Raw genomic sequence first — 18,885 nt, 5'->3', positions numbered from 1 at the left:
GGTTATTATTGGCGTGGTTCAAATCAGTATGGTTGAAGATAAACAGCACGACACAGTATCTTCAAAAGAAGTGTCAGCCGCTCTGTAGTTATCTTCATTAATTTCTACTGAGCTTGGAGAGGCCGTTGATAAAGTGGCTGAAGGTTCGCCGACTATTTTTGTAGCTCCATAGATATTCGATTTAGAGATATAAATTCTCCAATAAATGGCAAAAATTACTATATAATTTAACTGAACGGTGCCAGCAGAAAAGCAGCCTTTATCTGGGATTGCAGAAGTTCTCTCAGAGAAGTCTATCGAGTTCTTTTTATCAGTATCTACTCTTTCGACTGGGATGGCTGAATCGGTGCCAGCGATTTCGCTCAACTTTCTTCCTGGTGTTGTATCAACAATGGAAGCATGAGCGGAAGCTTTTCAGGCAATATCCGGATACGGAGTCATTGTCCGCAGGGAGGCGAGGATGATCCGCACTGCTTATTATGAAAATGCCACTGTTTCTAATCCTGAAGCTATTTTTATAGCCTGGTGTGAACGGCATTTTTTGCTCATGGCTGTATTAGCCCTGATGTTACTGTTCAGTTGCAATGCCATTGCTGACAAGAACATTTATACCGGCTGGTTCAGTAATAAAGCCGTCAGTGGTTACGATACGGTAGCTTACTTTACGGAAGCAAAAGCCGTTAAGGGCAACGCCCGGTTCAAATACAAGTACATGGGGGTAGAGTGGTACTTTTCCTCAGAAAAACACCTGAAGATTTTCAGGAAATCGCCCGATAAATATCGGCCTCAATACGGCGGTTACTGTGCCTGGGCTGTCGCCGAGAAAAAGCAAAGAGCACCGGGTGATCCGAATTATTGGAAAATTGTGGATAATAAGTTGTATCTGAATTATGACGCAGACATTCAGGGAAAGTGGCTGAAGGATATACCGGGCTTTATCAAGCTGGGTGATACGAACTGGCCAACAATGATGGCTCATTAATCCAGGCAGCGCATGATTCAACAGCGAGGTCCTGGTATCTCGCTCATTTCTCAAATGCATATCGTCACAGTGTCTTCACATTCTGTTCACTGAATTGTCATCTGCCCTACGGGTGTTGTGAATCAGTCATTGCTTTGGTGGATTCTTCAGTGCGGGCTCGATGCTGTCTGGTGGAGGTAGCTACACCAAAATTGACGGGCAGGCTGACCCCCTCCTGCGTCAGTATCAGGGCGATCAAGGCGAGATGATGGGTGGTATGATTCTGCAGAAAGAGCAGCTCTCTTATAATGCTGCTGCTGGTTTCAATGGGACTTCCCGAGTTCGTGACAGCCACCACTGACACGGTTTCGGGATAATGTGACATATCCTGGCTACCGAGCAGGATGTGGAGATTTTTCAGGTAGTCCATGGCCTGTTCTATTGACTCTTCCAGCAATTGATTCCGGGGACGATTGTCATAATCAATAGCACCGTAATCGAGCCCTTTGAAAAAGCAATGATAGAACTCAATAATGTGCCTGACATGGGTACCTACTGAACTCGACGATAGAGATGTGCTCTTTTTATATTGCTCTACGGAGAGATGGAGGAGCACTGACTCCAGCTCAGAGAGCGTGTTGATATTAAACTGGCGGGCATCGGTCAGTGTCATGATGATTCCAGATTATTTTTATCGCAGATTTGGTTAGTCTGTCATAGTGTCAGGTTCTTTGTATAGGTTCTAAACATGAGTCATGTCAACACAATGTGTTCGTCTTGAATGAAACATTGGCGAAGCCATAGTTTCTGGTTAGAATGCCTACCTTGATAAAAACTACAGCCTTTTCGACTACCTTCCAGATAATTGTGCGTTGCCGTCAGTCAGTGGCCGGCCTTGCGACTGGTAGCCGCTGAAAAGAATCAAATTGTTAAGTGACCAGAGGAGTTTTCGATGAGCAGCATTCCATCCGAACTGCGTTATGTACGTTCCCACGAGTGGATCCGAATCGAAGAAGACGGTACTGCCACTGTCGGTATTACCGATCACGCCCAGGAAGCTCTGGGTGATGTTGTGTTCGTTGAGCTGCCAGAAGTGGGGTCTATTCTGGCTGCTGAAGATGAAGCGGGTGTGGTTGAGTCCGTAAAAGCCGCTTCTGACCTCTATGCACCCATCTCTGGTGAAGTTATTGCCATTAACGAAGCGCTGGAAGAGGCACCTGAAACAGTGAACGGCGCACCCTACGATGAAGGTTGGTTCTTCAAGGTCAAGATCACCGACGAAGGTCAGCTGAGCGAACTGTTAGACGCTGAAGCCTACTCAGAATTCGTAGAGTCCGAGGCCTGATACAGGGCCGGGTTTGACGTTTCAAAATGAATGATGATCAGCTGCTGCGCTACAGCCGACAAATACTTTTGCCTCAGATCGATATTGAGGGGCAGGAGCGCCTGCTCAACGCCCATATAGTGATTGTTGGTATTGGCGGGTTGGGCTGTCCGGCAGCCATGTATCTTGCAGCAGCCGGAATCGGAAGACTGACTCTTATTGACCCGGATGTGGTGGATGCCACCAACCTGCAAAGACAAATTGCCTTCTCTACCGATGATATCGGACAATTTAAAGTGCATGCAGCGGCGGCAAGAATCAGCGCCATGAACCCGGGTGTTGAACTAGACCTCATTCCCAAAAAGCTTACAGAGCAGGAATTACTGAGTCTGCTGGAGAACAGCGATCTGGTTCTTGATGCTACTGATAACTTTGACAGCCGATTCATGGTGAATCGTTGCAGCGTTCGTTTGGGAGTGCCACTGGTCACGGGTGCAGCTATTCGCCTTAATGGCCAGTTAACGGTATTTGATCGCTGGCAGGAAAATGCACCTTGTTATCGTTGCCTTTACCCAGAAAAAGTAGCTCAAGAACTCAGCTGTTCGGAATCAGGCATTCTGGGACCTGTAGTGGGAACGATCGGTACCATGCAGGCACTGGAGGCGGTCAAGCTTCTAACAGGAGCGGGTAAGACATTGAATGGCAGACTGTTGATGTTTGATGCTGCCAGTATGGAATGGCAAAGCCTTCAGCTGATTGCCGATCCGGATTGTCCGGTGTGTGGCCAGGGAGAGAAGAAGGGCTGAGAGTTTCAGCCCTGATAGTTTTTCACTTCACTGAGCAGACGTTTTTTGTGCTCATTGTCCAGTTCATTCCAGTGGGCCCCGATTAAAGCACCTTCCATTGCATAAAGCAGTACTTTTGATACTTTAAAGCCTCTGTCTCTGACTTTGCAGTAGGCTGCCACGGCGCCTACTTCATGAAGCTGTTCAAGAGTTCGAATACCCACAGCGTTAAGCCACTGCACTGAAGTTTTACCAAGATTTTTTAATTCGATCAGGTCAGTTGCCATACCGGTTTTCCAAATCGTCCCAAGCGTCCATGGAGGGTGTGCTTGATATTTTTCTGAAAGTCAGAGGGAAATTTCTTTTAATGAGTTTAATGATAGACGAGTCTTTGAGGCTGCTCAGAAAACGGCAGCCGAAGAGGGAAAAATAGATCAATTCAATTCAATTGAATCGACAGGTCAGTGAGCAGTTTTTCACGCCAATGCTTACAGGTTGTATTGAGTACTATAGTGTGCTCTTTTTCCTGATCCGAGAGCGGTTCCTCCCACTGACGCTGCTGTTTGATCAGACCCAAGGTCGCCTCGGAAGCGTCGGTGTTGTTGAATTGACGTTTAATAATTCGGCGTTTAAGAACATCGTCGGGTGCCATACATTTGACAATAAAATAAGGGTATTGAAGTTCGATGGCAGGCTGGCAACATAACGCCCTTTCCTGAAATTTGAGAGAAGCGCCATCAATAACAACAGAAATACCCTGATTCAACAGAGAGCGAGCGGCTTCCTGAATGGTCAAATAAGTTTTTTGGGTGGCGTCCTGTGTATAAATACTCAGCCCGGCTTCATGGCTCGATGCTTCAGGCTTGAGACCAAATAATCTTTTCCGCTCGATATCTGTTCTCAGCATGATGCAGTTGGCGTGTTTCACCAGTTCCCGACCTGCTGATGTTTTTCCGGAACCCGATAGTCCCTGCATAATGGCAAGAAATGGTTTTTTAGTCTGGCAATAGCTTTCAGCCAAATTGGCATACAGGCGATATTCAGCAAGCGCTTGTGATGTCAGTTCATCGTTAAGATCATCATACGATCGGAGCAAGACGATCCTGGCTTGAACCAGCGCTTGGTAGACCCTGTAAAAACTTAATAAACCCAGGCCCCGAAAGTCCCCGCTGATATCCATATATTTATTAACGACAAAAAAAGTTAACTCAGAGAGCCCTCTGGCATCCATATTCACACAGAGGAAGCCAAGATCAGCCATGGAGTCGGTGCCGCCCTCCCGTTCTCGAATCAGGGGCCGCAATGCTTGATAGCGGTCCGAGGACCACTTTTCCACTCTGGCAAGCTGCGCAATATCTTCTTCCTGATCCAGCAAAGGTCTTATCTGATCGAAGTTTTGAGCTACCGGAAACCAGACGTGCTCTTCAGAGCCAGGGTGCTGATGGGTGGTAATGACTTCAATTTCCTGATGAAAATAAGCCAGTTGCACGGCCATATCCAGCAAAGGTTCGAGAGTTAATTGTCCCGATAAGCTGAGGGCGTCCAGCCAGTTCTCCTTTAGAAATGGGGGCATCGCTATAACATTCGATAGATTCGGAATGGTCACTGAGTATAGACAGAGGGCTTGACTAAAGCCTCAATAAAGGAAAATTAAACGCAGGGGTTGTGGTAAACATCATAACTGGAAGCAATACTTTTTACTGATTGCGCCGTGGGAAAGTAATCCGAGATAAAAACACGGCAAACCATAGAGCTATTGCGGAAAGCTATGGCGTATAATCTCGCACCATGGTCACAAAGAAAAAAACACCGTCCCGAGGCAAGCAGTCGTCAGGACGAAAGAAGAAAGCCCAGAATGCAGGGGGGCTCAGGCGCTGGTTTCCGGTTCTGGTAAAGCTGGGAGTAGTCGGCCTGATTTTGCTTGCTGCCTATTCGGTTTATCTGGACGCTGTTGTTACTCAAAAGTTTGAAGGCAAGAAATGGGCGATTCCTGCCCAGGTGTATTCTCGCCCTCTGGAGCTTTATGAGGGACAGCTCCTCAACCCGAATGAGCTGCAGGCTCAACTTCGCCGCCAGGGTTATCAGGCCGTCAGAGATGTCAGGCGACCCGGTACCTTTGCCCGCTCCGGGAATCGTTTCACTATTTACAGCAGGGGTTTTCATTTCCCGGATGGTGCTGAACCTTCCCGTTATGCCAGTGTCGTATTTTCTGGTAATGAAGTCGTCAGTCTTAGAGGAAAAGCCGCCGAAAATATTCCATTGCTAAGATTGGACCCTCAACTGATAGGAGGCATTTATCCCTCAACCTTTGAGGATCGCATTCTTATCCGAGAATCCCAGGCACCAAAGCATCTGACCAAAGCCTTGTTAGCGATAGAAGACAAGAATTTTTATGACCACTGGGGGATTTCACCGAGCTCGATAGCCAGAGCATTTCTGGTCAATCTGAGAGCAGGAGGGGTCATACAGGGTGGGAGCACACTGACTCAGCAGCTGGTCAAAAACTTTTATTTGAGCAATGAACGAACCCTGACCCGAAAAATCAATGAAGCGATCATGTCGGTGCTACTGGACTTTCATTATTCTAAAGATGACATTCTGGAAACCTATCTTAATGAAGTATATCTGGGGCAGCACGGTCGGCGGGCTATCCACGGCTTTGGTCTGGCCAGTCATTTCTACTTTGCTCAGCCCATTCAGGAGCTGAGCACTGCCCGTGTTGCTCTGCTGGTGGGGCTGGTTAAAGGTCCCTCCTATTACGATCCAAGACGTTTTCCCGGAAGAGCAAAGAAGCGCAGAAATCTGGTACTCGATGTGATGGCAGATGAAGGCGTTGTGTCTCGCTCTGAAGCTGAACGATCCAAAAAACTGCCTTTGGGCGTTGTGACCCGTGAACAGCTTAATACCAGTGCTTATCCCGCGTACATTGATATGGTGAAAAAACAGCTCAGGGAAGATTACGACGAACGTGATCTTACTTCGGAAGGCCTCAGAATTTTTACCAATATGGACCCCATTATCCAGCGTTTTGCCCAGGCAAGTATGACTGATACTGTGGATCAACTTGAAAAAGATAATCCTGATCTGCAGGGAGCCATGGTGGTGACCTCCGCTCAGACCGGCGATCTTCTGGCGGTAGTAGGCGACAAAAATCCGGGTTATGTCGGTTTTAACCGGGCTCTGGATGCACGGCGCCCTGTAGGCTCATTGCTTAAGCCAGCAATCTATCTGACGGGGCTGGAGCAGCCTTCGCGCTATACGTTAACGACACCTGTCAATGATTCTCCTATCCAGGTAGATGACGGACAGGGCGGACTCTGGAAGCCTGCCAATTACGATAGCAAGTCCAGAGGCATAGTGCCTTTGCAAGAGGCACTGAGCAGGTCTTACAATCAGGCGGCAATCCAGACCGGTATGGCTCTGGGTCTGAATAATGTTCTGAACACTATTGAGCGTTTGGGGATTGAGAAAAACCTGCCACCCTATCCCTCCGTCATGTTGGGAGCCGCATCCCTTTCCCTTATGGATGTTGCCTCCATGTACCAGACCATCGCCAGTGGCGGCTTCAGGATGCCATTGCGGGCCATTGATGCGGTAGTGGATGCCCGTGGTCAACCCCTGAGGCGCTACAGTCTCTCGGTTGAGAGAGCTTTCGACTCTGCTCCTATGGAGCTTTTGCGACATGCCATGGGTCAGGTCATGAGAGAAGGTACCGGGCGTCGTGCATACTGGAGTATCAGTCAGGATATTCAGTTAGCAGGAAAGAGTGGCACCACCAATGACCTGAGAGACAGTTGGTTTGCCGGCTTTACTGGAAATCTGTTGGCAGTGGCCTGGTTGGGGAATGACGACAACAGTCCGACCAACCTGACTGGCAGTAGCGGTGCTCTCAGAGTCTGGACACGTCTTATGCAACAGGTGCCAATCAAGTCGGTGCAGCCTTTGAACAGTGAACAGATTGAGTACGTCTGGACAAAACCAGCAGAAAATGTAAGAACAGGGAAGCGCTGTGAGGGAGCGGTAAAAGTCCCTTACATTAAGGGTTCAGAGCCTGAGGATTATCAGGGTTGCGGTCGAACCGTGATTGAGCCCGCCAAGACTCTGTTTGATTCTATAAAATCATGGTTTGAGTGAATGCCTGTAGCGAGACAAAAGTGAAACGATTAATACCTCTGCTCTTTGCAGTAATCTTAACAGGGTGTGCTGGTATAAGTCAGGTGACGTATATGCCACCCTCAGATGTAGAAACTACTTCTCCTCATGGGAGTCGAACGGATGCTGTTGGTATTCTGCTGGATCAGGCATCGAGTGCCATGGCGGAAAATGATCTGAACACTGCTGAAAGTTCCCTGTCCAGAGCCATGAGAATCAGTCCAACCGATCCATCGGTGTATTTCCTGTTGGCGCAACTCAGGAAAAAACAGGGACATTATGGTCAGGCCCGAGAGCTGGCAGACAGAGCTCTGAGTCTGGGGCCGGAATCAGGTCTTAGACGACAGATTAGTAGCTTTCTGACTTCACTCGATTAAAGCGAACGTATTCAGGGAAGTCGCGTGCACTTATCGTTTGAATCCACCGTTGCATAACCCTCTTTGGAGCGGAGAGGATGTCAATCAATTTTCATAGTAAAATACGGTTTGGGTTTTCATGGTAAAAGACAGTTGATGAGTACAGAAGTAAGAGAACTATTGATAGCTCTTGAAGCAGAGTTAAAAAGACTGGACTGCTGGCAGGCTTCGCCACCTTCAGCTCAGGCGCTGGCCAGTACAACGCCTTTTTGTATGGATACCATGGGATTTACTCAGTGGCTGCAATGGCTGTTTATTCCCCGGGTCCATGCCATTCTTGATCAGGGGGCTGACTTGCCGAAAGGCTCGAACATCAAGCCTTATGCAGAAGAAGCTCTGATGGTGGAGAAAATAGAAGCCACTCATTTACTGGTGCTGGTGGAGCGGTTTGACTGTTTGATGAATTGACTTGGATCGCAGGTCAGATGAATACAGACAAAGCGGCAGACAGTATTCATCTGAAGGACTTTACACCGTCATCAGTCGTCTGACTTCCTTTTCATTCATCTCACTGCCTGCTCCTGACAGTACCAGTTCACCACGATCCAGTACGGCATATTGATCTGCCAGATCCCGGGCAAATTCAAAGTATTGTTCTACCAGCAGTATGGCCATTTCTCCCCTGTCCCTGAGCATTCCTATGACGGATTGAATATCTTTGATGATGGAAGGCTGAATACCTTCGGTTGGTTCATCAAGAATTAATAACTCCGGTTGGGTGACCAGTGCCCGGGCAATAGCCAGTTGCTGTTGTTGGCCACCCGAGAGGTCGCCTCCACGACGATGTCTCATCTCCAGCAAGACAGGAAAAAGGTCGTATATTTCCCGATCAACTCTACGCTGAGGACGCGGCAGACAGGCAAATCCTGTTTCCAGATTTTCCTGAACCGTGAGCAGAGGGAAAATCTGTCGACCCTGGGGTACGTAAGCAATTCCCTGACGGGCCCGCTGGTGTGAAGTCAGATTATTGATGGACTGACCCTTCCAGAGTATCTGCCCGGACGAGGCTGAAACTCGCCCGGCAACAGTATTCATTAATGTGGTTTTACCCACACCGTTGCGACCCATAATACTGGTGACCTGACCTTTATCCGCTGTCAGGGAGACAGACTTCAGTGCCTGACTGGCACCGTAAAAAACATCTATGTTCTGAACTTCAAGCATATTATTCTCCAGCACAGCGCTGCTTTTTGGCCTCAGGCTATCTCCCCAGATAGACGTCGATGACTTTTTGATCTTGCTGAACATGATCCAGCGACCCTTCTGCCAGGACACTGCCTTCGTGGAGTACCAGAACCTTACAGTCAAGCGCTTTGATAAAGGCCATGTCATGCTCGACGACCACGACGCTTCGCTCTTCAGACAATTCTCGAAGCAGGTCAGCGGTTCTGAAGGTTTCTTCATCTGTCATACCGGCTGCAGGCTCATCAATCAGAAGAAGCTCGGGGTCCTGAAGCAATAACATACCGATTTCAAGCCACTGCTTCTGACCGTGAGACAGGGATGCTCCAATAAAGTCACGGCGATCCTGAAGGCGGATTCTGCCGAGTGTTTTGTCAATCTTTCTATGACCCTCTGCAGAAAGAGCTTTGAACATAGACTCAAAAGGTGAACGACGACCTTTAAGAGCCAGCTCCAGATTTTCCCAGACCGTCAGGCTCTCGATGACAGAAGGTTTCTGAAACTTTCGGCCAATTCCCAGATTGGCCACTTCTGCTTCATCGTGTTGGGTGAGATCGATAGAACCTCTTGAAAGCCTTGAGCGGCTCTTGTTAAGCAGCCTTGAGCGGCTCTTATTAAGCAGCCCTGAGCGGTTTTTATTAAACAGCACCTCTCCGCTATCAGGTCGGGTTTTACCAGTGATGACGTCCATCATGGTGCTTTTACCGGCACCATTAGGGCCAATGATGGCCCTGAGTTCACACTGGTTGATTAAAAAAGACAGGCTGTTCAGGGCTTTGAAGCCATCAAAGCTGACTGTCACATTGTCAAGATAGAGAAGAGTGTTATCCGATATATGTTTATCAACCACGATCGGCTACCTCCTGTTCCCGAGTCCGGGCTGATGGTTTCAAAAACTTTTCACGAACTTGACTGAATAAACCAACAACGCCCTTGGGTAACCAGAGTGTTGTGACGACAAACAGTGCACCCAGTGCAAACAGCCAGGCATCGGGCATCGCTCCGGTAAACCAGGTTTTGGCATAATTAACGAGCAGTGCGCCTATGATTGCACCATAGAGTGTTCCTCTGCCACCAACGGCCACCCAGATCACCAGTTCAATAGAGTTGACGGGGGAGAACTCACCCGGATTAATAATGCCTACCTGTGGCACATAAAGTGCGCCTGCAATGCCGGCCAACACAGCAGAAACCACAAAAGCAACCAGCTTGTAATGTTCAACCCGATAACCCATAAAGCGGGTTCTGCTTTCGGCATCTCTGACAGCCATCAGAACTCTTCCGTAACGGGAATTCACCAGCCATCGACAAATCAGGTAGCCCAGTCCCAGGGCCAGCGCTGAAAACATCAACAGAGCGACACGGGTTGTATCACTTTGCAGGCTGAAGCCCAGAATATCTTTAAAGTCGGTCAGGCCATTGTTGCCACCAAAACCGAAATCATTCTGGAAGAACATCAGCATCAGGGCATAAGTCAGTGCCTGAGTAATGATGGACAGATAGACGCCGGTGACCCTGGAACGGAATGCCAGCCAGCCAAACAGGAAAGCGAGAATGCCGGGAACCACAGCCACCATCACAATAGTAAACAAGAAAGAATCAAAACCCTGCCAGTACCAGGGCAGTTCCTGCCAGCTTAAAAACACCATGAAGTCCGGCAGCTCAGGATTGCCATAGACACCACGGTCACCAATCTGACGCATCAGGTACATCCCCATGGCATAGCCACCGAGGGCAAAAAAGGCACCATGGCCGAGACTGAGGATGCCGCAATAACCCCAGACCAGATCGAGAGCCAGGGCCAGAAGGCCGAGACAGAGATATTTTCCAAGCAGCGTGACGGTATAACTGCTGACATGCAGGGCAGAGCCTTCAGGTGCCAGAAGGTTGAGTCCACAGACCATGATGCTAATGACAAAAACCGCGATCAAAAGCCATTTGCCTGCTGGATCGTCGAGAAGAAAACGACTAAGAGGACCTTTTCCATGCATCTTTTGCCTATGGCTGTTTTTTGGCTCATGGCTCTTTGACGACAATGTTACAGAACTCACGGATCAATCCTCCACCGCACGACCCTTGAGGGCGAACAGGCCTTTGGGTCTTTTCTGAATAAACAGAATAATGAAAATCAGTACCAGGATTTTGGCAACGACTGCACCTGCCCAGGGTTCCAGCAACTTATTGACGACACCCAGGCTCATGGCTGCCACCAGTGTGCCCCAGAGATTTCCAACACCACCAAAGACCACCACCATGAAAGAGTCGATGATGTAGTTCTGGCCGAGATTTGGACCCACATTGGTTAACTGGGACAGGGCAACACCAGCAACGCCGGCAATACCGGAACCAAGGCCAAAGGTCAGTGCGTCAATACGGTGGGTGGGAATACCCATAGAGTTGGCCATGGCGCGATTCTGGGTAACTGCCCGCACATTCAAACCAAATCGGGTGTAGCGCAGGATAAACAACAGAGTCAGAAAGACGGCCAGACTGAAGCCAATGATGTAGACCCGGTTCCAGGTCAGAGATAAAGCTTCATTGATCACCCAGGAGCCGCTTAACCATTCCGGTGTTGAGACTGCCTGGTTCAGGGGAGAGAAGACGGTTCTTACGGCCTGTTGCAGTATCAGACTGATACCAAAAGTGGCTAGAAGCGTTTCCAGTGGGCGACCATAAAGGTGACGTATGACCAGTCGCTCAATCAAAATACCGACGGTACCAGCAACAACAAAGGCGGCAGGAATGGCAATAAACAGAGATTGTTCCAAGAATGATGGAAAAGCTGATTGAATGACAAAAGTCGTATAAGCGCCAAGCATCATCATTTCGCCATGGGCCATGTTGATAACCCCCATAACACCAAAAGTGATCGCCAGACCAATGGCAGCCAGAAGTAATACCGAACCCAGACTCAAGCCAAAGAAAACACTTTCTATTGCGGAGTAGTATTCCTGTCTTCGATCCATGTCGGCCAGTGCGGTGTCTATGCCCAGAAGAATTTCTTTGTTCTTAGTCTCTGTTTTCGCTGATTCCAATACTGAACGAACGAAAGGGTCATCAGACTCAGACAGAATTTCAAGGCTTTGGAGCTTGAGTTCATCACTACCCTGTTGGATCTGATATAAGGCAACCGCTGTTGTCAGAGCTGAATGAACATCCTCATCGGACTCCTTCTCCAGCATGGTTTTGAGAATGGCCAATGTGTCAGCCTGAAGGTTTCTGGATGTTTCCTTAACTGCCTGAAGGCGCTTTTCCGGGTCTTCAGACTTGAGGTCCCAGAGAGCCAGAGCGGTTCTGATGGATTTTCGCAGCCGGTTATTGATTCTGATTTTTTTCAAGCTGCGCTTTTTGACTTCACCCAGGGCTTCATCGGTAATCGGGTCAGCAATGAGATACAGTCGACCTGACTTATTGCCCGTGACCAGACGACCCGTGCTCTTTTCAATAAACAGTTGGCCAGATAACCAGAGGGTTAACAGTTTCTGGCTTTTATCATCACCTTTGGCAGAGAGATGGGTTACGGTGGTCTCCAGTTTGTCCCATGACTTCTCACTCAATTGTCTGGCCAGCTCTTCATTGCTTGTGGTGTTGCTATTGGCCAGAGCATGTGAGGATGAGACAAAGACAAAAAGAAGACAGAGGCATACTAAAGGCAATACTTGCCAGAGTCTCCAGGTCATAAAATTTCCAGTGAATAACTATGTGTTGGCCTGTCTTGTATTGGACAGGCGTTTGGTGATGGCATGAAAAAACTAACTTCTCATGCCATGTGATACCAATCGAACTTTCTAACTCCCTATTGCGCTGAAGATTTGGGCTTTAATCCTGCGTTGGCGATCGTCGCCTTGTCTTAAGGCTCAAATCTCCATGCTCATTACGGGAGTTAGAGAGCACGATTGCTATGACTTCAACAAAAGACGACTAATCAGTAGTTCTGACCAGAGCAGACACCTGATTCCAGGTTGTAGTTGCCGCACTTGATCGGGGCTGACCAGTCAGCAACAATTTTCGAGCTTTCGGGCAGATATTGAGTCCAGGCATCACCAATGACGCCCCCTTTGGTTTCCCAGACAATTTCAAACTGGCCATCGTCCTGAATTTCGCCAATCAATACCGGTTTGGTCAGGTGATGGTTGGTGTTCATCACAGCAATACCACCCGTCAGGTTGGGAACAGTGATGCCATACATGGCCGAACGGACGGCATCAACGCTGGTGGTTCCTGCTTTTTCAACGGCTTTTGTCCACATGTTGAAGCCAATATAAGTGGCTTCCATTGGATCATTGGCAACACGCTCTTCATTCTTGGTAAAGGTCTGCCAGGTTTCGATGAACTCATCGTTGATATCACTCTCGGCGCTCATAAAGTAGTTCCAGGCTGCCAGGTGGCCTACCAGAGGTGCAGTATCTATACCTGACAGCTCTTCTTCACCAACAGAGAAGGCAATCACCGGAATCTGTTCAGCCGCAATGCCCTGATTAGCCAGTTCTTTATAGAAAGGTACGTTGGCGTCGCCATTAATGGTGGAAATAACCGCCGTTTTTTTACCAGCTTTACCAAACTTCTTGATATCAGAAACAATGGTCTGCCAGTCAGAGTGACCAAAAGGCGTGTAATTGATCATGATGTCCGACTCTTTGATACCCTTGCTCTTCAGGTAGGATTCCAGAATCTTGTTGGTGGTTCTCGGGTAGACGTAATCAGTACCGGCCAGAACAAAACGTTTGACGCTGCCGCCCTCTGAACTCATTAGATAATCAACCGCAGGAATAGCCTGCTGGTTAGGCGCTGCGCCGGTGTAGAAAACGTTTTTGGATGACTCTTGTCCCTCATACTGAACCGGGTAGAACATCAGGCCGTTTAACTCTTCAACCACTGGCAGAACTGATTTTCTGGATACGGAAGTCCAGCCGCCAAAAATGACATCGACTTTTTCTTTTGCCAGCAGCTCACGCGCTTTTTCTGCAAACAGAGGCCAGTCAGAGGCAGGATCAACAACAACCGCTTCGAGTTTCTTACCCAGTAGTCCACCTTTCTTATTCTGCTCGTCCACCATCATTAAAACAGTGTCTTTTAATGTGGTTTCACTGATCGCCATGGTGCCTGACAGAGAATGTAAAACACCTACCTTGATGGTCTCTGCAGCCTGGGATATGACCGAAAAAGAGAGGGCGGCGGTTGCTGCAGAAGCTACAACCAGGCCCTTCGAGAGTTTTTTGAGGGAGCTCTTCATAGTTTTTATTAATCCTGTTTTTTATCCTTATGTGCGACAGTGTGACAGCAATGTGCATGCCAATATATTAAGTAACTGTCGTTCATTAGGAAAAGCTCTCACTTCTAACAGTTGAGTTAGAGTTAATTTCTTAATATCGTCTTGACAGTAGATGCCTTATTTCAGAACATCCTCGATCACCAATATGGTGCCTATGTATTTTTTTGGTGCCATTTAAGCTGACTTTATGGTCAAGAATGTCAGCAGTCGTATAAAAATAAAATGGAACATCTTTTGCAGGCCAGAGATGACCTTTAACAGTAAGGGCAGAAGTATGGGGCTGGCATTCAATCGACACTCTATCCCGCGATCCAACCCGGATACTGATTCCAATCAGGGTGACGTTGCGTCCGGAGACAGCGGCTGGCGTGCCGGAATTGCTGTGGAGCTGAAATACATGGACGGCCATACCCGCATGGGCCGCACGCGCCATTATGGTCCCCTGCGGATTCAACGTCCGTTCTGGCCAGAAGGTAAAGACCTGGCGCATCTCTATATTCTTCACCCGCCAGGAGGGTTGGTGGCCGGTGATGAGCTGATTCAGAGTTTTGAAGCCCACTCTGGTGCATCCGGACTGGTGACTACTCCTGCTGCAGGGAAAGTCTACTTTAATGGTAATGGCCATCTTCAGAAACAGCTGACGTCCATGGTCGTTCAAGACAATGCCTGTCTTGAATGGTTGCCTCAGGAAACTATTATTTTCAATGGTGCAGAAGCGGAACTGAATACATCCATTGAGTTGGACGGCAATGGCTGCTACGCAGGCTGGGATATCGTTTGTCTTGGTCGTAAAGCCAGTGGCGAAGCCTTTGAGCAGGGCAGGGTGATCCAGAATCTTCACCTCACTCGTAACGATCAGCCACTTTATCGAGAAAGGCTGGAGCTGGCAGCGGGCTCACCTCTTGCTCAGTCCTTTCTTGGTCTTAATGGCCAGCATGTATTCGGTACACTGCTCATGACCTTTGAACAAGACCCCGGTTGTGATCATCTGCATGAAAGGCTGGAAGCCTGCGGAGGCTCTAAATGTACAGCCATTACCTGGCGAAACGGGGTTTTTATTGCTCGCTATCTGGGCAGCTCACCTGAACAGGCCAGAACACTGTTTACCTGGCTTTGGAATGAGCTCCGTGGCCAATTGAATGGCCGGAAAGGTTGTAAGCCCAGAATCTGGAATACCTGATTGTTGATGCCTATAACCTACCAATAGCGCATTAAAAGACCACAAGGATAAATTGGAGGGCTCTCATGGAGCTGACCCCCAGAGAAAAAGACAAATTGCTGTTATACACAGCGGCACTGGTTGCAGAACGTCGCCTTGGCAGGGGAGTAAAGCTGAATTACCCGGAGTCCATTGCGCTGATTTCGATGCACATAATGGAGGGCGCCAGAGACGGCAAGACAGTCGCTCAGCTGATGAATGAAGGGCGTGAAATCCTGACTCGTGACCATGTCATGGAAGGCATTCCCGAGATGATTCATGAAGTTCAGGTAGAAGCCACCTTTCCGGACGGCACCAAACTGGTGACGGTTCACAATCCCATTGCGTAGAGCAGGAGGTTTTATGATTCCAGGAGAGGTCATTGCCTGCGAAGAGGCAATCGACATTAATAAAGGGCGGGAGACCTGCGTTGTCTCCGTGGCCAATACTGGCGACAGGCCAGTACAGGTTGGTTCTCATTATCATTTCTATGAAGTGAACCCGGCACTGGCTTTTGATCGGGAATCCACTCTCGGTTTCCGGTTGAATATCCCGGCAGGAACCGCTGTCCGTTTTGAGCCTGGTCAGGATCGACAGGTTGAATTGGTGCGTTTTGCCGGAGAAGGCAAAATCTATGGTTTCCGTGGTGATGTCATGGGTGAGCTTGAGCAGGGAGATAAATAATGGCCAGAATGGAACGTCAAACCTATGTGGACATGTTTGGTCCGACTGTAGGCGACAAAGTACGTCTTGGTGACACGGATCTGTTCATCAGTCCGGAGAAAGACTTTACCGTTTATGGCGACGAAGTGAAGTTTGGAGGCGGCAAGGTTATTCGTGACGGTATGGGCCAGAGTCAGAGAACAGGGGCTGATGTTGTGGATACGGTCATTACCAATGCTCTGATTCTGGATCACTGGGGCATCGTAAAAGCGGATATTGGCATTAAAAACGGCCGGATAGAAAAGATAGGCAAGGCCGGCAACCCCGACGTGCAGGCCGGAGTCGACATCATTATTGGTCCCGGCACCGAAGTGATTGCTGGCGAAGGTCAGGTTGTCACTGCGGGGGGGATTGATGCCCATATCCACTTCATCTGCCCCCAACAGATAGAAGAAGCCCTGGCTTCCGGGGTCACCACCATGCTCGGTGGCGGCACCGGACCTGCTACAGGGAGCAATGCGACAACCTGTACACCCGGTGAGTGGCATATGAGTTCCATGCTGCAGGCTGTGGACAGTTTACCTATGAATATCGGTTTTCTTGGCAAAGGCAACGCCAGCATACCCGCAGCATTGGAAGAACAGGTTATGGCGGGAGCTATGGGGCTCAAGCTTCATGAAGACTGGGGGACCACTCCAGCCTCTATTGACTGTTGCCTTGGAGTGGCAGAGAAATACGACATTCAGGTAGCTATTCACACCGACACCCTAAATGAATCCGGTTTTGTTGAAGATACTATTGCCGCATTCAAGGGCAGAGTTATCCACACCTATCATACCGAGGGTGCCGGAGGCGGACATGCTCCCGATATTATCAAGGCCTGTGGTGAAGACTTTGTGCTTCCGTCGTCTACCAACCCGACACGTCCATACACCATCAACACGGTTGATGAGCATCTGGATATGCTGATGGTTTGTCACCATCTCGATCCGAACATTCCTGAAGATGTGGCTTTTGCCGACTCCCGCATTCGTCGAGAAACCATTGCAGCAGAAGATATTCTACATGACCTGGGCGCTTTCTCGATGATTGCTTCGGACTCCCAGGCCATGGGGCGGGTCGGTGAAGTGGTTTGTCGTACCTGGCAGACGGCTCATAAAATGAAAGTTCAACGGGGATTATTGCCTGAAGACTCATCGGCGGGTGTGGATAACTTCAGGGCACGCCGTTATGTGGCGAAATACACCATGAATCCGGCAATAACCCATGGTATTTCTCATGAAGTGGGCTCTGTCGAGCCGGGTAAGCTGGCTGACCTGGTGCTTTGGAAACCGGCATTCTTTGGCACTAAACCTTCTCTGGTATTAAAGGGTGGAGCGATTGCCATGGCACCTATGGGTGATCCCAATGCGTCTATCCCGACACCACAACCGGTTCATTACCGACCCATGTTTGGGGCTCTGGGTAAAACCGTTTCTGCTACCTCTCTTTCGTTTGTTTCGCAGGCCGCTTTTGAAAACGACATTGGCCGTAAACTAGGATTGAATAAAGTCGTTTCTGCGGTAAAAAATACCCGAACGATTCGCAAGAAAGATATGTTGCTGAACACCTGGCAGCCCCATATGGAAGTGAATCCAGAGACCTATGAAGTGCGTGCCGATGGCGAGCTGCTGGTCTGTGAACCGGCCAAAGTCGTACCTCTGGCACAGCGCTACTTTCTTTTTTAATCATTTTTTACAATAAATAGCCCAAAGCCAATCAAGCAAAGGAAAATAAGAAATGCTGAAGTTAACCAGGCGCCTGCAGGAAACTGATGTTCAGCACAATGATGAGCTATTGCTGCCATTTGATGAGCGCAAGAGAGGTCGTTTAAAAGCGACCACCCAGGGAGGAAGAGCAGCGGGAATATTCATCGAGCGCGGCGATGTTTTAAGAGACGGCACCCTGCTTCAGGCAGACAGCGGTGAAGTCGTATTGATTCGAGCCAGCGATGAAGAGGTCACAACCGCCAGTTGTGAGAATGCCCTGACGTTTGCCAAAGCCTGCTATCACCTTGGCAATCGCCATGTTCCGTTACAGATAGGTAATAACTGGCTTCGATTCCAGAAAGATCACGTTCTGGATGAAATGGTGATGTTACTGGGGCTGACGGTAGATCACACGGAAGCTCCTTTTGAGCCCGAAAGCGGTGCTTACGCCAGGGGGCACAGTCATCACCATCATCATCACTCTGGTGAGCACAGCCATGAGCCGGTAGAAAACCATGAATACTGAGGCATTACTTGGCCTTTTGCATCTATCCAGTCCAGCCCTGCCTGTTGGGGCTTTTGCTTACTCTCAGGGTCTGGAAACCGCTATTGATCGGCAATGGTGTTTTGATCGTGAGTCCACCTGCCATTGGGTCTCTCAGTTGCTCGGGCAGGGAATGGGTCGTCTTGATGTTCCGGTATTCTTTCGACTTTACGACGCTTTCCGGTCTGACGACAGGCCATCAGTTGAGCACTGGAACCGTCAATTGCTCGCCTTTCGAGAAACTCGAGAGCTTTATGATGAAGACTGTCAGGTGGGCAGGGCATTCAAAACCTGGCTGAAGTCTTTATTCCCGGAAGAATCCAGAGCGGACTGGCTGGAGATACCCTCCCAGGCAGCTATGTTTGCTTTATCGAGTTTATGTCACGGTATGGAGAAAGACATTGCCGCTATCGGACTGCTTTGGTCATGGTGCGAAAACCAGGTGACAGCAGCAACCAAGGCGGTACCCCTGGGACAGACCGATGCCCAGAAAATTTTGCACCATCTGGCCAGTGAAATTGGCCCTGTGATCGAGAGCGCCAAGACGATTCATGATCACGAATTGGGGAATAACCTGGTGCATTTCGCCATGGCCAGCAGCTGGCATGAGCACCAGTATTCAAGATTGTTCAGATCCTAG

21 protein-coding genes are annotated in these 18,885 nt (G+C 48.9%); 12 read left to right on the top strand and 9 right to left on the bottom strand.

What is annotated here, in order from left to right; translation table 11 throughout:
* Positions 1–18 precede the first annotated feature (18 nt).
* A complete protein-coding gene (locus ACOJUN_RS05000) occupies positions 19–366 on the bottom strand; it encodes a hypothetical protein (protein WP_422135568.1) in 348 nt (115 codons plus the stop codon).
* Between the two features lie 94 nt (positions 367–460).
* On the opposite strand from ACOJUN_RS05000, the gene ACOJUN_RS04995 reads away from it, so the two are divergent.
* Positions 461–982, top strand: a complete 522-nt coding sequence (locus ACOJUN_RS04995; protein WP_422135567.1) for a YHS domain-containing (seleno)protein — start codon at positions 461–463, stop codon at positions 980–982.
* A gap of 106 nt (positions 983–1,088) precedes the next feature.
* Here ACOJUN_RS04995 and ACOJUN_RS04990 read toward each other — a convergent pair whose 3' ends face one another.
* The gene (locus ACOJUN_RS04990; protein WP_422135566.1) at positions 1,089–1,634 is read right to left on the bottom strand and encodes a DinB family protein; all 546 of its coding nucleotides are present in this window, start codon (positions 1,632–1,634) and stop codon (positions 1,089–1,091) included.
* A 279-nt stretch (positions 1,635–1,913) separates the two neighbouring features.
* Between ACOJUN_RS04990 and gcvH the strand changes: the two genes are divergently transcribed.
* Both gcvH and ACOJUN_RS04980 read left to right on the top strand, forming a co-directional pair.
* Positions 1,914–2,306: a glycine cleavage system protein GcvH gene (gene gcvH, locus ACOJUN_RS04985; protein WP_422135565.1), complete on the top strand. Its 393-nt coding sequence runs from the start codon at positions 1,914–1,916 to the stop codon at positions 2,304–2,306.
* Positions 2,307–2,332: 26 nt separating this feature from the next.
* A complete protein-coding gene (locus ACOJUN_RS04980; protein WP_422135564.1) occupies positions 2,333–3,091 on the top strand; it encodes a HesA/MoeB/ThiF family protein in 759 nt (252 codons plus the stop codon).
* A 5-nt stretch (positions 3,092–3,096) separates the two neighbouring features.
* On the opposite strand, the gene ACOJUN_RS04975 is transcribed toward ACOJUN_RS04980, so the two are convergent.
* Together ACOJUN_RS04975 and ACOJUN_RS04970 are read right to left on the bottom strand one after the other, a co-directional pair.
* On the bottom strand, positions 3,097–3,357 hold the full coding sequence (locus tag ACOJUN_RS04975; protein ID WP_422135563.1) for a TfoX/Sxy family protein: 261 nt from the start codon (positions 3,355–3,357) through the stop codon (positions 3,097–3,099).
* A 152-nt stretch (positions 3,358–3,509) separates the two neighbouring features.
* A complete protein-coding gene (locus ACOJUN_RS04970) occupies positions 3,510–4,643 on the bottom strand; it encodes an AAA family ATPase (RefSeq protein WP_422135562.1) in 1,134 nt (377 codons plus the stop codon).
* Between the two features lie 215 nt (positions 4,644–4,858).
* Between ACOJUN_RS04970 and mrcB the strand changes: the two genes are divergently transcribed.
* From mrcB to ACOJUN_RS04955, 3 genes are all read left to right on the top strand, one after another.
* Complete coding sequence (gene mrcB / locus ACOJUN_RS04965) at positions 4,859–7,204, top strand: penicillin-binding protein 1B (RefSeq protein ID WP_422135561.1); 2,346 nt, start codon at positions 4,859–4,861, stop codon at positions 7,202–7,204.
* Between the two features lie 92 nt (positions 7,205–7,296).
* Positions 7,297–7,599, top strand: coding sequence for a tetratricopeptide repeat protein (locus tag ACOJUN_RS04960; protein ID WP_422135560.1), 303 nt, complete (start codon positions 7,297–7,299; stop codon positions 7,597–7,599).
* Positions 7,600–7,734: 135 nt separating this feature from the next.
* On the top strand, positions 7,735–8,046 hold the full coding sequence (locus ACOJUN_RS04955; protein ID WP_422135559.1) for a YqcC family protein: 312 nt from the start codon (positions 7,735–7,737) through the stop codon (positions 8,044–8,046).
* A gap of 60 nt (positions 8,047–8,106) precedes the next feature.
* Here ACOJUN_RS04955 and urtE read toward each other — a convergent pair whose 3' ends face one another.
* The 5 genes from urtE to urtA all read right to left on the bottom strand — a co-directional run bounded on the left by urtE (position 8,107) and on the right by urtA (position 14,053).
* Positions 8,107–8,802 (bottom strand): urea ABC transporter ATP-binding subunit UrtE, encoded by a 696-nt coding sequence (urtE, locus tag ACOJUN_RS04950; RefSeq protein WP_422135558.1) that lies wholly within the window; start codon positions 8,800–8,802, stop codon positions 8,107–8,109.
* A gap of 37 nt (positions 8,803–8,839) precedes the next feature.
* A complete protein-coding gene (locus tag ACOJUN_RS04945; RefSeq protein WP_422135557.1) occupies positions 8,840–9,670 on the bottom strand; it encodes an ABC transporter ATP-binding protein in 831 nt (276 codons plus the stop codon).
* Positions 9,663–10,811: an urea ABC transporter permease subunit UrtC gene (gene urtC, locus ACOJUN_RS04940; RefSeq protein WP_422137041.1), complete on the bottom strand. Its 1,149-nt coding sequence runs from the start codon at positions 10,809–10,811 to the stop codon at positions 9,663–9,665. The genes ACOJUN_RS04945 and urtC overlap by 8 nt, the downstream gene beginning before the upstream one ends.
* Positions 10,812–10,874: 63 nt before the next feature.
* Positions 10,875–12,500 (bottom strand): urea ABC transporter permease subunit UrtB, encoded by a 1,626-nt coding sequence (gene urtB, locus ACOJUN_RS04935; protein ID WP_422135556.1) that lies wholly within the window; start codon positions 12,498–12,500, stop codon positions 10,875–10,877.
* 245 nt (positions 12,501–12,745) lie between these two features.
* Positions 12,746–14,053, bottom strand: a complete 1,308-nt coding sequence (urtA, locus tag ACOJUN_RS04930; protein ID WP_422135555.1) for an urea ABC transporter substrate-binding protein — start codon at positions 14,051–14,053, stop codon at positions 12,746–12,748.
* A gap of 286 nt (positions 14,054–14,339) precedes the next feature.
* On the opposite strand from urtA, the gene ACOJUN_RS04925 reads away from it, so the two are divergent.
* From ACOJUN_RS04925 to ACOJUN_RS04900, 6 genes are all read left to right on the top strand, one after another.
* Positions 14,340–15,272, top strand: a complete 933-nt coding sequence (locus ACOJUN_RS04925; protein ID WP_422135554.1) for an urease accessory protein UreD — start codon at positions 14,340–14,342, stop codon at positions 15,270–15,272.
* 65 nt (positions 15,273–15,337) lie between these two features.
* A complete protein-coding gene (locus tag ACOJUN_RS04920; protein WP_422135553.1) occupies positions 15,338–15,640 on the top strand; it encodes an urease subunit gamma in 303 nt (100 codons plus the stop codon).
* A 13-nt stretch (positions 15,641–15,653) separates the two neighbouring features.
* The gene (locus ACOJUN_RS04915) at positions 15,654–15,974 is read left to right on the top strand and encodes an urease subunit beta (protein WP_422135552.1); all 321 of its coding nucleotides are present in this window, start codon (positions 15,654–15,656) and stop codon (positions 15,972–15,974) included.
* The gene (gene ureC, locus ACOJUN_RS04910) at positions 15,974–17,680 is read left to right on the top strand and encodes an urease subunit alpha (RefSeq protein ID WP_422135551.1); all 1,707 of its coding nucleotides are present in this window, start codon (positions 15,974–15,976) and stop codon (positions 17,678–17,680) included. The genes ACOJUN_RS04915 and ureC overlap by 1 nt, the downstream gene beginning before the upstream one ends.
* A gap of 52 nt (positions 17,681–17,732) precedes the next feature.
* Complete coding sequence (gene ureE / locus ACOJUN_RS04905; RefSeq protein ID WP_422135550.1) at positions 17,733–18,227, top strand: urease accessory protein UreE; 495 nt, start codon at positions 17,733–17,735, stop codon at positions 18,225–18,227.
* Entirely contained in the window at positions 18,217–18,885 is a 669-nt protein-coding gene (locus ACOJUN_RS04900) for an urease accessory protein UreF (protein WP_422135549.1), read from the top strand. Before ureE ends, ACOJUN_RS04900 begins: the two co-directional genes overlap by 11 nt.

The organism is Endozoicomonas sp. ALD040, assembly GCF_049275945.1.
Taxonomy (GTDB): domain Bacteria; phylum Pseudomonadota; class Gammaproteobacteria; order Pseudomonadales; family Endozoicomonadaceae; genus Endozoicomonas_A.
This window is presented reverse-complemented; position numbering and strand designations above follow the sequence as displayed.